The sequence below is a fragment of the Desulfocastanea catecholica genome (assembly GCF_054657295.1).
The window spans coordinates 1-14,064 of the sequence record NZ_BAAHYZ010000032.1 but is presented as its reverse complement, the minus strand read 5'-3'; the positions used below and the strand labels follow the sequence as shown (position 1 = coordinate 14,064).

Sequence of the window (14,064 nt, the reverse complement as noted above, 5' to 3'; positions counted from 1 at the left end):
AATGAACTTATCTCCCGAGATTTTATTATATGTCGTCTGTGGTACGATATTTATCACATGGATTGGGTTAATCCTTGCTGATGGTATTTGGCAAAGAATTTTAATTTTTTCATTTATTTTAGGTCTCTTTATATATAGCGGAATAGGTGCATCATATGTAATAATGCCAAAAAGTTACTTGTTGATATACTTTACTTTTTTAATCTCTTTCCTTCTCAGTTTTCTAATTTTCTTAAAATTGTTAAAAAACTTTGGAGTGAGATTAAGTAAAAATTTATTCTATATCGTTCATGATATAGATACGGGTTTGTTTTGGCAGGTAGTTTTATATGTTTATATTGGAATGCATTTTTTCCCTTTGATTTACCCAGAAGTTCGATTGTCAGATTTATTATCACCGCCTACACCTGATTTAAAAACAGCATTTTCTTTAAGATTTACCGAAAACGACGTAAATATTATAGGAAAAATCGTCGATTATTTACGTGTCTTACTGACCCCATTCTTTTTTATTAGCCTTTTTCGCCTAAGAGATCGGATATGGACAGTCTCTTCAATTATGCTCTTGTTAGTTTACCTCCAATATGTTGACAATGCTTATATTGGGAGGTCCTTTGTTTTACTAATCTTGCTAGTGTTATTTATTTCTTTTTGGGTCTGGAAACCAGCAATACGTTGCTACCTTGTAACCTTTGTTGTCGTGGGCTTACCGTTTTTGCTTGTTGTGGCCGATTTGTACACAATCATTAGGCTTGGTGGTAAGGTTTATACCGTTAGTTTTTATGATTCTGTAGTTAATATCTTTGAAAATGAAACAACCTTTCCTGTTTTCGCGGGCATACCTGTTTTTAACTCTGGTAGACAAGTTGACATAGGCGAATATCTGAAATGGATATTAACGCTTCCGATACCAAAAATTCTAACGGGAGAAATTGGTGGGGCAAGGATAAATTATGAAATGTCTGAAATTGTACTCGGATTAGCGAGGAGCAATTATAGGTTTTTCGTAGTGCTTCCCGGTCTTGTCGTTGAATCGATGTATATTTTTGGGTCCCACTTTTTCTGGCTCCATGCCGTATTTATTGGGCTTATAGCTGCTTTTTTTGTAAGGCTCCTTGAGAGGACAAAACAGACATTATTTTTATTTTCATACATAATAGTTCTTATCTCTTATAACCTAAATAGAGGTGGAATATCCTCTATACTACCTATCATGATAAATAGTTTTTTGTTTTTATATTTTTATATTTTTATTGTGAAGTTCAAGATAATTAACAAGGTATTTCATAGGTAGACTGTTACTAAATTTATGACTGTTGTGATTTTGCTTGCGCGATCCTAGCAAGAGCAAAATTTTAGTCATGAGCATTAATCAATTCTGTTTTGTTTGACTTGATAATTATGAAGCTTCTTCATGTCACGGCCTCATTATCCCGCACAGCGGGCCGCTCCTTTGTCAGTGTTCGCTGCCTTGCACAAGAACCCATTAACCAAGGGGTTCTTGTTGAGATAAGAGATCAAGCAAGCAACGGATCGGACCGAGATAACTGTTAATTTCGCGTTTCTCTGCGGTTTTTTTGTAAGCTTTGGGTGCCCTTACAAAGTCATTTTGATGGCCCAAATGGCAGGTTTAAGGAATAAACGGATATGGGCAGAGACAATCGACATCATATTCCAGTGCAATTCTGGCACATTACCCATCGATGCCACAAACAGGAGTTTCTTCTCAAATTTGCCCGTGAGAGGTCAAGATGGTTACAGTGCCTCTTTGAGGGAAAGAAGCGCATGTACTGCAGGTCCTCAACTGCGTAGTCACATCAAACCATATTCACCTATTCGTTGTAGATGGAGATGCGGAGGTGGTACCACGGAGTCTCCATCTCGTTGCAGGTAAGCCAACTCAGGGGTTCAATAGGAGAAAAAATCGAAAAGGTGCTTACTGGGATGATCGTTACCATGTAACGGCGGTATAGCCAGGAGAGCATTTTATCAGATGTATCACGTATATTGATTTAAATATGGTAAGAAATAGAGCTGTTCGCCATCCTTCGGTCTGGGGCCAGAGGAACAACTTCGCAAAGTGCACCGTCAATGGCTGGAAGAACCCATCTTCAATAGCAGTGGAAATAAACGTGAAACAGAATGGACCGAGAGTATCGCTATGGTATGGGAAGTAGGTCGTTCGGCAATGGGATCAGGGAACAGCTACAACCAAGACTAAAAGAGCTTAATGATAAAGAGGTTCTGCAGCCATTATGAATTGAGAGAACAAGACACTGCTTACAAACCCCGTTTTACCCATGAAAAAATGGACATCTAAACACTGAAAACATGTTTTGTTTTGGTTTAAATGACGAATAATCAAGGCGATAGCTTGGTCCACCCTTGTTTATATAAGGTTGCTGGCTTGAAACACGTACAGGAAAAAGGGAGGTTGTCTGTCCATGAGAGATTGGCCTTGGCCGAGTGAGCGCAGTGCTTGGGGGGAGATGCCGGTGCACGATACTTATGGTCTATTTGGGAATGTTCTGATGGAGCTGCAGACCGCCCGTCACCACCTTGGGTAAATTATGAAATGCTTTAAGGAAGAAATATAATGAGGCCGACAATATTAACATTTGTCGCTTATTACCTCCCCGGTTACAAATCCGGAGGTCCTGTTCGAACCATCGCCAATATGGTCGATCAACTGGGACATGAGTTTGACTTTCGGATTATTACTGCCGACCGGGATTCTTTTGAGACCACACCTTATCCTGATATCAAGGTCAATGCGTGGAATACCGTGGGCCCCACGCAGGTATATTATGCGTCACCATCGTCATTGAGGTTAACTCGGGTCACTGAATTGTTACGCAGTACACCTCATGATGCACTGTATCTGAATAGCTTTTTCAACCCGAGGTTTACTGGGTTGCCTTTGCTGGCGCGCTGGCTGAAGCGTGTTCCGCTCAAGCCTGTTATCCTCGCCCCGCGTGGTGAGTTTTCCGCTGGCGCACTTGAAATTAAGGTATGGAAAAAGAAACCTTTCATTGCTGTGTCGCGACAGATGGGCCTTTTTCGTGGCGTGACCTGGCAGGCTTCGAGCGACCACGAATCGGAAGATATCCGAAGAGTGATAGGTCGTGCTGCTCATGACATCGTGGTTGCTCCGAACCTTCCCGCTCTCAATGCAAATGACGAGTCCGGGTGCGTACCAGCGCAAGGCGGCAGTGGGGGTCCTATCCGGGTAGTCTTTCTTTCTCGGGTTTCCCCGATGAAAAACCTTGATTTTGCCCTGCGGGTCCTTGGGCAAGTCAATGTTCCGGTTTCCTTCGATATCTACGGGATCGTCGATGATGAACTGTATTGGCGCGACTGCCAGAGTCAAATAAGTCATCTGCCTGGAAATATAACCGTCACCTATCATGGGGTGGTCCCACATGATCAAGTCGTTCCAACCTTACGCAAATATGATCTCTTCTTTTTGCCTACTCGTGGAGAAAATTACGGCCACGTTATCCCAGAAGCTCTGGCAGCGGGTGTCCCAGTCTTGATCAGCGATCAGACCCCCTGGCGAGATCTTGACCAGAAGGGCGTTGGTTTTGTGCGGCCGTTATCTGATGAGCATGCTTTTGTGGAAGTCATTCAGGCACAAGCTAAACTTGATAATTCTACTCGTAATACTCAGCGGAAAAAAGCGTATGCGTATGCACAACGGGTCTCGGCTGACAGTTCCGTAATTGCACAAAATCGTGAGATGTTTTTGGATCTAGTAAAAGGTTTAGTAAAGTGATTTTTCTTGGTGACATAGTTAGTCCATTTAGAGCATCCGGGAATATCAATAAATTTCAGAGATTTTCGAACGAATTTGTTGTGTGCAATCTGGAAGGTGGGATTGTCGCTGCCGGAGAAGCTTCACTTCAGAATCAGATTGTTTTTAACGATATTTCGGTTCTTGACCTGCTTGAATCGTTAAACGTGAAGGTGGTCTCTTTGGCTAATAACCACATCTTTGACGTACAGACATCGCCGGTCGAGACAATCAATAAACTAACACAAAGAGAGATTCTCTTTTGCGGTGCCGGTGATAATATTTCAGAAGCATCAAGACCGCTGGTTTGTGATTACAATAATGAGCAGTATGTTTTTCTTGCCTTTGGTTGGGAAGTTATTAGTTGCCAAACTGCCAAAATCAACAGCCCTGGTGTTAACCCGCTTGATCCACGCCACGTAATAAAATCCTTAAAATCAGCAAAGAAAAATTATCCTAAAGCCAGGATAGTTTTGCTGATGCACTGGAATTATGAGCTGGAAATTTACCCGCAGCCGATGCACCGACAGTTGGCATTTGCTGCAATAGACGAGGGGGCCAGCGCCATAATTGGATGTCATAGTCATTGTCTGCAGGGAATTGAATTCTACAAAGATGCTCCAATTGTTTATGGCCTTGGCAACTGGTACTTCCCCCATGGTTTTTATTTTGATGGTAAACTGACATTTCCGGATTTTTCCAACGATCAACTGGCTTTTGAGTGGGATCCAACTGAAAATAAGAGCTTTTGCCATCTGTTTAAATATAACCCTGAAACACACGATATTGATTTTATTGAAAAGCAGCCATGGGGAAAATGTACGATAACTACTGCACTGACCCCGTTTAAGAATATGTCACATCAAGAATACATTTCGTGGTTTAAAAAAAATCGTAGAAAACGCAAATTTTTACCTATTTACAAAGATATGAATCATCATTTTGCTAATGCAATAAAAGATTGCGTTGTTTCTATCCGCCACAAATGTATCAAAGCACTTGTACAATTGAAATTAAAAGGCTCACCAAACTGACTGTGAGAAAATGTAATGATTGTTCGGCTGAAAAAAGTGATCGAAAAAATCCCGGAACCAATAGGGAAGTATTTTGCTTATGTTCCGTATGCCATGCGACTTGGTTCTGATTATAACGCCTCTATAAAGAATATCAGTTTTTTTGATTCTGCGACTACAGATGAGAAAAAGGATTTCATCTTTAAACAAACTCGTAAAATTATTACCCACGCCATTGGCCACAACAGCTTTTACCAAAAAATTTATGCCGATGCGGGCTTCTATCTTGATGACCTCCGCTCCTTTGATGATATACAAAAAATACCGTTGATCACCAAGGCAGACTTGAAAAATGTTTCACTTGCCGAGCGCACCACACCAGAGTCGAAAGGTTTCCTGGTGAACACCGGCGGGACGTCTGGTGATCCTTTAGAGTTTTATCTGGATCGTCAGGCTTTCGCACGGGAATGGGCACATATGCACACCATCTGGTCGCAGGTCGACTATCAGCCGACCGACTTGAAATTAACTTTTCGCGGAAAGAACCTCGGCAGCTCACCGTTGCGTTACAATCCGGTCCACAACGAATATGTGGTTAACACTTATTTGCCCTTAAAAATTGTTATTGATGCCATCGAAAAAGTTGTGAAAAAAAAGTCAATTAAATATCTGCATGGTTATCCCAGCACCATTTATAACTTTGCTTTGGAAGTGGCACGTTGTGATAAGCAGCTTGTTACAGAGCTGAATCGTACGCTAAAAGGTATTCTCCTTGGCTCTGAATATCCTGCCCCGATATATCGTGACGCGATTAAAAAGGTTTTTAAGGCGCCTACAATATCTTGGTATGGTCATAGCGAAATGGCCGTACTAGCCTATGAACAGAGTGAAGATGGCAAATATCATCCTTTTCATTCTTATGGATACTGCGAGGCGGTTCTCGATGGCAGCGGGAACTACAGACTTGTCGGCACCTCCTATTTCAATGAAGGATCACCATTTATTAGATATGATACTGGAGACTTAATTTTTCCATTATTCGCTGATGGAATACTTGATTCGTTTAGGATTGCTGAAGGAAGGGTCGGTGAATTCATTGTTGATCGGATCGGGCAGCGAGTCAGTCTCACCGCACTCATCTTTGGTCGCCATCATAAAATCTTCGGATCAGCCCGCTATCTTCAGATAAGACAAGACAGAGCCGGAGAGGCAACGCTCATGATCACACTCCCTGTGGGAGAAAGCCTCTCCGATGCGGAGATAACTGCTGGATTTGACACCAGTCACGTTGAGGTAGCTTTTAATTATCTGTGTATTAGCGAACCGATAAAAACACCAGCAGGGAAAATTCCACTTTTGATTAAAGGATAAAACTTTCCATGAACCAAATTCTCCAAAATCTAAAAACAGGCCAGACAGAGCTTGTTGACATCCCTTGTCCCCATTCCCGAACTGGTTGTAACCTGATTCAAACCTCTGCAAGTCTTATCTCTGCAGGAACAGAACGGATGTTGGTGGATTTTGGCAAGGCTGGGTTTGTTACAAAGGCAAAACAGCAGCCGGATAAAGTCCGGATGGTCCTGGATAAGATAAAAACCGACGGATTGCTACCAACAATAGAGGCCGTGAAGGCCAAACTGGATCAGCCTTTACCTATGGGCTATTGTAATGTCGGCCGAGTCATCGAGACGGATGAAAAAAGTGGCTTCAAAATTGGTGACAGGGTTGCCTCCAACGGGAATCATGCCGAGGTGGTAAATGTCCCTGCCAATCTTTGTACGCAGATACCCAGCAATGTCAGTGATGAATCCGCCGCCTTTACCGTCATAGGGGCAATCAGCCTGCAGGGGTTGCGCCTTGCCCAACCCACACTTGGTGAGTGCTTCGTGGTGACTGGTTTGGGGCTGGTCGGGCTGATGACGGTCCAGTTGCTCCTCGCCCATGGCTGCCGGGTATTGGGAATTGATTTTGATGGGGCAAAATGCAGCTTGGCAAAAAGCTTTGGGGCAGTAGCCGTCGATCTTTCCAAGGGAGAAGATCCTCTAGCCGCTGCAGATATATTTTCTCGTGGGCGGGGAGTTGATGGTGTTCTTGTCTGCGCATCTTCGAAAGGCAACGAGATCATGCACCAGGCCGCCTCGATGTGCCGCAAGCGTGGTCGTATAATTCTTGTCGGTGTGGTTGGCTTGGAATTATCCCGAGCCGATTTTTTTGCAAAGGAGCTTACCTTCCAGGTTTCCTGCTCTTACGGTCCGGGCCGTTACGATCCGCTTTATGAAGAACAAGGGCAGGATTATCCGCTTGGCTATGTTCGTTGGACTGAACAACGAAACTTTGAGGCTGTTCTGGATATGATGGCCGATGGGCGACTTGATGTGGAACCGCTTATAAGCCACCGATTCCCGCTTGAGCAGGCTGTGAGTGCCTATAAAGTGCTGGCGGAAGATCGATCGGCCATGGGTATTCTTTTAGAATATCCAAAGGATGATTATGCAACAGCTGATAAGAGTAACTCTACAGTTGTCTTGAGCGATGCGGTTTTTCCAAATGTCGCTGTACGTGAGCCTGTCGTCGGGTTTATCGGCTCTGGAAATTATGCCGGCCGTGTGCTTATCCCTGCATTTAAAGAAACCGGCGCAGTGCTGCGAACAGTCGCTTCAAGTGGCGGTGTGAGTGGTGTGCATGTCGGTAAGAAATATGGCTTCCACCAGACCACGACCGATACGGCAAGTCTTCTCAGCGACCCGCAGCTCAATATTGTGGTTATAACCACAAGGCATAACATTCACGCGTCGCAGACAGTTGCAGCTTTACAGGCTGGGAAGCATGTGTTTGTCGAAAAGCCATTGTGTCTTTCTCTTGGCGAGTTGGATGAAATCGAAAAGTTATACTCCACTCTCGGCACTGCACAGACCGCGCCTCCTCTGCTTATGGTTGGATTTAACCGCCGCTTTGCCCCACAGATTCAGAAGGTAAAGAGTCTGCTGACCAGTGTTCAGGGGGCAAAATCGTTTGTCATGACGGTGAATGCCGGGGCAATACCGCCAGATCACTGGACGCAGGACCCTGCTGTTGGTGGAGGCCGGATTATTGGTGAAGCGTGCCACTTTATTGATCTGCTGCGGTTTTTATCCGGACATGCGATTAGCCAGCACACTATCACCAAAATGGCAGGTGGTGTTGGTGATACAGTTACCATTCAACTTGGCTTTGCTGACGGTTCCATTGGTACCGTCCACTATCTGGCAAACGGCAGCAAGAGTTTCCCCAAGGAGCGGCTGGAAGTATTTGCTGCTGGGAGAATCTTGCAGCTTGATAATTTTCGTAAAATGAAGGGATATGATTGGCCGGGCTTCAAAAAAATGAACCTGTTCAAGCAGGATAAAGGACAGAAAGCATGTGCTGCTGCATTTGTTGGTGCTATCAGAGAGGGCGGTGTTGCCCCGATTCCTGTCGACGAGATCTTTGAGGTAAGCCGGGTAACCTTAGAACTGGCCGGGGCATAATAGATGGACGACAAGAAACGTCCATCTAAGTGATCAGGTGTGATGGATAATGCAAAAATTACGCAAGCTCATCCGCCTGTATCACACCGTCAAGTATTTGAAGATCAGTCAGATCCTTTTTCGAATCTGGTTCCTGGCATATCGCCCGGCAGTTAATCAAACCCCACATCCTGGACGGCGTGCTGCGCCTGGGCTGTGGGTCTCTCCTGTTTCTAAACCAGCATGCCTGTCTGTTCCCTGGAGATTTTCTTTTCTGAATGTAAGCCGTGATTGTAGTTTTCCGCCCGATTGGAATAATCCCGATATAGAAAAACTGTGGCTGTATAATCTGCATTATTTTGATGACCTGCAATGCGGAGAAGCTGTCGAACGACGAGGCTTGCACAGGCAATTGGTTTTGCAATGGATTGATGAGAATCCACCCGGTGTCGGCAATGGCTGGGAGCCGTATCCAACATCTCTGCGCATTGTTAATCTGGTAAAATGGTTTTTGGCCGGCAATGAATGTCCGGAGCAGTTACTGCAGAGTCTGGCCGTGCAAGCCCGTTTTTTGCGAAAGCGCCTGGAATATCATCTCTTGGGCAACCATCTTTTTGCCAATGGCAAGGCTCTGGTGTTTGCCGGGCTTTTTTTTGATGGGCCTGAAGCAGAGAGCTGGTTTGTGAAAGGGATGCGGATTCTTGAAAAAGAGGTAGCCGAGCAAATCTTACAGGACGGAGGGCATTTTGAACGGAGCCCGATGTATCATGCAATAATCCTCGAAGATCTTCTCGATCTTATAAATATTATTGCCGCCTCTGGCAGGTCGATCCCCGCATCGTGGCCTGGACGGGCAAAGCAGATGCTTCATTGGCTTACGGCCATGTGCCATCCGGATGGTGAAATTGCCCTGTTCAACGATGCGGCTTTGGCCATTGCCGCCGAGCCTTACGCTTTACAGGAATATGCAGGTCGCTTGGGCATTGAGAACAGCCGTGGTAAAACTACCGGCTTGCTCCATTTGTCAGAAAGTGGCTATGTGCGCTGGCAGGGGCAAGATACCTATGTGCTTATGGATGTCGGCGAAATTGGTCCAGACTATCTGCCGGGGCATGCCCATGCGGATACCCTTTCTTTCGAAATGTCCTTGTTTGGCCGCCGCTTCATTGTCGATAGTGGCACGTCCTGTTACGGCTTGAGTGAAGAACGGCTGCGCCAGCGGGGGACCTTGGCGCATAACACCGTCAGCGTCGAGCAGATGGATTCTTCCGAAGTATGGGGCGGGTTTCGAGTTGCCGAAAGAGCCACACCGCTGGACCTGGAAATTTGTGACAACGGCGCGCCGGTGTCGGTGTCCTGCAGCCATGATGGCTTTGGCCGGCTGGGCTTAGGCAACCGTATCATCCATTGTCGCACCTGGGAGTTGGATGCTGAAAGGGTTTGTGTGCAGGATACGGTTACTGGCGGGGACTGTCGGTCGGTTGTTCGATTTCATTTCCATCCCGAGGTGGAACTTCTGCTCGATGCACAAGAACGCGGCAGGGCAATTTTTCCTGATGGGCAGACCGTGACAATACAGTTTTCAGGCGGGGAGGCACGCCTGCTGGAATCCACCTATCATCCGCAATTTGGCCTTAGTGTTGGCAATAGATGTCTGCAGGTCTCTCTGACTAAGGGCCGGTGTGCGACGGTTTTTTCGTGGTAAACTTTACGGGTGGTGATTGGCAATGCATATTCTTTTTCTGACAGATAATTTCCCGCCCGAAGTGAATGCGCCGGCAAGCCGAACCTTTGAGCATTGCCGGGAATGGGTGCGGCTTGGTCATGAGGTGACGGTTATTACCTGTGCACCGAATTTCCCTAAGGGAAAGGTCTATGATGGCTACAGGAACAAAATCTGGCAGGCTGAGGAAATAGACGGTGTCCGGGTGATACGGGTCTGGAGCTATATCACCGCCAATGAGGGGTTTGTAAAAAGGATTCTTGATTACCAGAGCTTTATGGTTTCGGCCACAATAGCTGCTCTCTTTGTTCGCAAGCCGGCCCTTGTTGTGTCGACATCGCCGCAGTTTTTCACGGCATGTTCTGGGGTTGTGGTAAGTGGGCTAAAGCGCATCCCCTTTGTTTTTGAGCTCCGTGATATCTGGCCGGAGTCAGTCAAGGCGGTTGGTGCGATGGGTGATTCCGCGGTCATACGATTATTAGAGAAAATAGAGCTGTTTCTTTACCGCAAGGCTGATCTGATTGTCTCGGTGACGAACTCCTTTAAAAAGACTTTAATAAGCCGAGGAGTCGATGGCAAAAAGATACAGGTGGTTACCAACGGCGTTGATGTGTCCCGCTATACTCCACGGGAAAAGGATGCGGAGTTGCTTAGGCAGCATGATCTGGAAGGAAAGTTTGTCGCCGGTTATATCGGCACCCATGGCATGGCCCATGCCCTGGAGACGGTGCTTGAAGCGGCGGAAAAGCTCATGAACAATGATGAGGGCAAGGATATACGATTTATTTTGCTTGGGCACGGAGCGAGAAAGAAAGAACTGCAGAAAAAAGCAGAAGAAATGAACCTTGATAATGTCATTTTCATTGACTCTGTGCCTAAAGAAGAAGTTGTTCGCTACTGGTCGATCCTTGATCTTTCAATCATTCATTTGAAAAACACTCCTTTATTTACGACGGTCATTCCCTCGAAACTTTTTGAATGCATGGGCATGGGGCTTCCGGTTCTGCATGGTGTTACCGGAGAATCAGCTGAGATAGTAGAGAAGGAGGGCGCAGGTGTTGTGTTTGAGCCTGAGAACAGCGATGATTTGATAGAAAAATTGTTGGAATTGAAAAACAATTCCGAAAAATATCGTGCTTTGCAGAAAAGTTGCCTCGCAGGTGCGGTAAAATATGACAGAGGAGTATTAGCAGAGAAGATGCTGCATGCACTTCATGGAGTTGTGGAAAAATGAGGTTCGTCATATGGAAAATCAGCAGATAGAGTATAAAAAATCATTCGGGAAGGATGTTATTATCTCTCTAGTCGCTTTTGCAAACAGCGAGGGCGGCAAAGTCATGGTCGGAGTGCTGGATAATGGCGAGCTTTGTGGGGTGCACGTTGGACCCGAGACGATACAGCGCTACATCAATGAGATTAAGACCTCGACCTATCCGCAGTTGTTCCCTTCTGTTAAAACCATAGAGAAAGAGAGACATGCAGTTCTTCTGTTTGAAATAAATGAGTATCCTGTCAAACCTGTTGCCTATAAGAATAGGTATTATAAAAGGGTGCATAATAGCAACCACCTGCTGAGTTTAGAGGAAATCGTTGATCTTCAACAACAGTCATTGGCAGTTTCATTTGACGCTGTCACCCGTGGTGAGCAACTAAATTCTCTAGACCTGAAATTGATAGAACATTTTTTTGCGCGCGTAAATGAGAGAGGGCGAGTCGAACTCAAGGGGGATGTTGTCACCAACCTGAAAAAGCTCAACCTTGTTCGCGACGAAAAGATCACCTTTGCCGCCCACCTGCTTTTCGGCAACCCTGACACTTCCATTCGGATTGGGCGTTTTAAATCTAAAGCAACCATCATCGATGACATCGTTTTATCCGGCCCGTTGTATCCACTGGTTGATGAAGCGATGACGCACATCAAGAAGCACATCAATCTCTCCTATCATTTTGACGGCAGCGTTCAAAGGAAGGAGCGGTGGCAGTATCCTCTCGAGGTTATAAGAGAGTTGTTGCTTAACTCAATTGTCCATCGAGACTATAAATATGCCTCTGATATCATAGTAAAAATCTTTGATGACAAGATAGAGTTTACGAATCCGGGCACGCTTTTCGGGCGGCTTAGCATTGCCGATTTGCAACGCGACGATTATGTGTCTTCACTGCGTAACAGGTTGATTGCAGAAGTATTTTACCTAACCGGAGATATCGAGCGGTATGGGACCGGCTTTGTAAGGATACGGGAGTTTCTGAAGGATTACCCTGAGATAGTGTTTTCCTTAGAGGAAGTTGCAGATTTTTTTAGAGTTGTGTTGCAGATTCGTGATCTCACCCCCCAAGTCACCCCCCAAGGCACCCCCCAAGTTACCCCCCAAGTTTCGCTTGAAGTTTTGCGTTTACTTCGCACCTTGGATAGACCGCTGAGTCGTCAAGAGATTCAGAGCAAATTAGGTTTGCAGGATCGTAAGCATTTAAGACAGAAATATTTGCTTCCTGCATTGGAGGCAGGTTTAATCGAGTTAGCCGAACCGGATAAACCAAACAGCCCACGACAGAAATATTTGCTTTCCCAAAATGGAAGGATGCTGTTGGAGGAAGCGAGTTAAAAAATGAATTTCAGACGAGAAAAAGGATCAAGAATGAAGGTGATTAACGTTGTTGGCGCAAGACCGAACTTTATGAAAATGGCGCCGATCATAGAGGCCATGAACCATCACCCCAAAGATATACAACATCTTCTTGTCCATACCGGCCAGCATTATGATGAGAAGATGAGCAAATCCTTTTTTAATGATCTGGGTATGCCGAAACCGGACATTGATCTGGAGGTGGGGTCCGGCAGCCATGCCGAGCAGACGGCGAGGATTATGATTGCCTTTGAGAAGGTCTGTATTGCCGAGCAACCGGACCTGGTCATTGTCGTGGGCGATGTCAACTCGACCATGGCCTGTACGATTACCGCGAAAAAACTTGGTATTAAAGTGGCCCATGTCGAGGCCGGGCTTCGTTCGCGGGATATGGCGATGCCGGAGGAAATCAATCGGCTCTGCACCGATGTGTTGTGTGATTTTCTTTTTACCACCGATCGGTTGGCCGACGAAAATCTGCGAGCCGAAGGGGTTGCGGAAGAAAAGATCGTCTTTGTCGGCAATGTCATGATCGATACCCTGATGAAACACCGGGTGATGGCCTCGGAGCTTGATATCTCTAGGCGATTGGGACTGGAGCCGGGGAAATACGCTACTTTGACGCTGCATCGGCCGTCCAATGTCGATGACAGGGCGACGCTGGAAGGGATATTAGGGGCATTGAAGCAGATCAGCTCTGATCTGCCGATTGTTTTCCCTATTCATCCGCGCACCCGGAAGATGGCCGAGCAATTTGGCCTGCAACACTACTTTAAAAGCGGCAGTGAGGTTCGGGGAATATGGCTGACCGAGCCTCTCGGCTATCTTGAATTCCTGCATCTGAATATGCATGCGAAAATGGTCTTGACGGACAGCGGCGGCCTGCAGGAGGAGACGACCGTGCTTGGCGTGCCGTGCATCACCATGCGCCAGAATACCGAGCGGCCGATTACCTGCGAGGTTGGCACGAATACAATTGTCGGCAATGATCCTGGGGCGATTTTGTCGGCTGCGCGTATGGTTATGGATGGACAATGGCGCAAGGGGAGTGTGCCGGAGAAGTGGGATGGGCATGCTGCTGAGCGGATTGTTGCTTGGTTGGTTGCGTGTGCCAGGGGGCAGGCTGCGAAGATAGCAAGTTGAAATTTGAAATTTTGGGTCGGAGATAGCTAACGCTTTTGATGAGGCGGTTGAAAAAAGCCGGGAAGCTATTGGTTTGTGGATAGAAACCGTGCTCGATGATAATGGCACGGTTCCCGCCCCTGGCCTTCTGGCCGATCACGTGAATAATCCTGATTATAAAGGCTGGGTGTGGGCAGGTCAATATCAGCATGCCGCGCCGGATATTATCCAGGTCCCCAGATTAATTATACGTTAAAACATATTTACGTGAATAGAAATATAGTTTAGCATATATAGATGAACA

At 46.1% G+C, this 14,064-nt stretch carries 10 protein-coding genes; all 10 read left to right on the top strand.

Annotation, left to right across the window (positions count from 1 at the left end; all coding sequences use genetic code 11):
* Nucleotide 1: 1 nt before the first annotated feature.
* The 10 genes from ACYQ8U_RS19965 to ACYQ8U_RS19920 all read left to right on the top strand — a co-directional run bounded on the left by ACYQ8U_RS19965 (nucleotide 2) and on the right by ACYQ8U_RS19920 (nucleotide 14,016).
* On the top strand, nucleotides 2-1,294 hold the full coding sequence (locus ACYQ8U_RS19965) for a hypothetical protein (protein ID WP_459947329.1): 1,293 nt from the start codon (nucleotides 2-4) through the stop codon (nucleotides 1,292-1,294).
* A gap of 1,302 nt (nucleotides 1,295-2,596) precedes the next feature.
* Nucleotides 2,597-3,775, top strand: a complete 1,179-nt coding sequence (locus ACYQ8U_RS19960) for a glycosyltransferase family 4 protein (RefSeq protein WP_459947328.1) — start codon at nucleotides 2,597-2,599, stop codon at nucleotides 3,773-3,775.
* A gap of 80 nt (nucleotides 3,776-3,855) precedes the next feature.
* Nucleotides 3,856-4,827, top strand: coding sequence for a CapA family protein (locus ACYQ8U_RS19955; RefSeq protein WP_459947327.1), 972 nt, complete (start codon nucleotides 3,856-3,858; stop codon nucleotides 4,825-4,827).
* Nucleotides 4,828-4,842: 15 nt separating this feature from the next.
* Nucleotides 4,843-6,177, top strand: coding sequence for a phenylacetate--CoA ligase family protein (locus tag ACYQ8U_RS19950; protein ID WP_459947326.1), 1,335 nt, complete (start codon nucleotides 4,843-4,845; stop codon nucleotides 6,175-6,177).
* Nucleotides 6,178-6,185: 8 nt separating this feature from the next.
* The gene (locus ACYQ8U_RS19945; protein ID WP_459947325.1) at nucleotides 6,186-8,312 is read left to right on the top strand and encodes a bi-domain-containing oxidoreductase; all 2,127 of its coding nucleotides are present in this window, start codon (nucleotides 6,186-6,188) and stop codon (nucleotides 8,310-8,312) included.
* A gap of 49 nt (nucleotides 8,313-8,361) precedes the next feature.
* The gene (locus ACYQ8U_RS19940) at nucleotides 8,362-9,996 is read left to right on the top strand and encodes a heparinase II/III family protein (RefSeq protein WP_459947324.1); all 1,635 of its coding nucleotides are present in this window, start codon (nucleotides 8,362-8,364) and stop codon (nucleotides 9,994-9,996) included.
* 22 nt (nucleotides 9,997-10,018) lie between these two features.
* Nucleotides 10,019-11,248 (top strand): glycosyltransferase family 4 protein, encoded by a 1,230-nt coding sequence (locus tag ACYQ8U_RS19935; RefSeq protein ID WP_459947323.1) that lies wholly within the window; start codon nucleotides 10,019-10,021, stop codon nucleotides 11,246-11,248.
* A 10-nt stretch (nucleotides 11,249-11,258) separates the two neighbouring features.
* Nucleotides 11,259-12,617: an RNA-binding domain-containing protein gene (locus ACYQ8U_RS19930; RefSeq protein ID WP_459947322.1), complete on the top strand. Its 1,359-nt coding sequence runs from the start codon at nucleotides 11,259-11,261 to the stop codon at nucleotides 12,615-12,617.
* 3 nt (nucleotides 12,618-12,620) lie between these two features.
* Nucleotides 12,621-13,781 carry a non-hydrolyzing UDP-N-acetylglucosamine 2-epimerase gene (gene wecB, locus ACYQ8U_RS19925; protein ID WP_459947321.1) on the top strand — a complete coding sequence of 387 codons (1,161 nt, stop codon included), beginning with the start codon at nucleotides 12,621-12,623 and terminating at the stop codon, nucleotides 13,779-13,781.
* Between the two features lie 22 nt (nucleotides 13,782-13,803).
* Nucleotides 13,804-14,016 (top strand): type II toxin-antitoxin system HicB family antitoxin, encoded by a 213-nt coding sequence (locus tag ACYQ8U_RS19920; RefSeq protein WP_459947349.1) that lies wholly within the window; start codon nucleotides 13,804-13,806, stop codon nucleotides 14,014-14,016.
* Nucleotides 14,017-14,064: the final 48 nt, after the last annotated feature.

What these genes read in the sequence shown, in the direction of transcription:
- ACYQ8U_RS19930 (WP_459947322.1), top strand. Translation starts at nt 11,259, where the DNA reads ATGGAAAATCAGCAGATAGAGTATAAAAAATCATTCGGGAAGGATGTT.
- ACYQ8U_RS19960 (WP_459947328.1), top strand. Translation starts at nt 2,597, where the DNA reads ATGAGGCCGACAATATTAACATTTGTCGCTTATTACCTCCCCGGTTAC.
- ACYQ8U_RS19950 (WP_459947326.1), top strand. Translation starts at nt 4,843, where the DNA reads ATGATTGTTCGGCTGAAAAAAGTGATCGAAAAAATCCCGGAACCAATA.
- ACYQ8U_RS19945 (WP_459947325.1), top strand. Translation starts at nt 6,186, where the DNA reads ATGAACCAAATTCTCCAAAATCTAAAAACAGGCCAGACAGAGCTTGTT.
- ACYQ8U_RS19940 (WP_459947324.1), top strand. Translation starts at nt 8,362, where the DNA reads ATGCAAAAATTACGCAAGCTCATCCGCCTGTATCACACCGTCAAGTAT.
- ACYQ8U_RS19935 (WP_459947323.1), top strand. Translation starts at nt 10,019, where the DNA reads ATGCATATTCTTTTTCTGACAGATAATTTCCCGCCCGAAGTGAATGCG.
- wecB (WP_459947321.1), top strand. Translation starts at nt 12,621, where the DNA reads ATGAATTTCAGACGAGAAAAAGGATCAAGAATGAAGGTGATTAACGTT.
- ACYQ8U_RS19965 (WP_459947329.1), top strand. Translation starts at nt 2, where the DNA reads ATGAACTTATCTCCCGAGATTTTATTATATGTCGTCTGTGGTACGATA.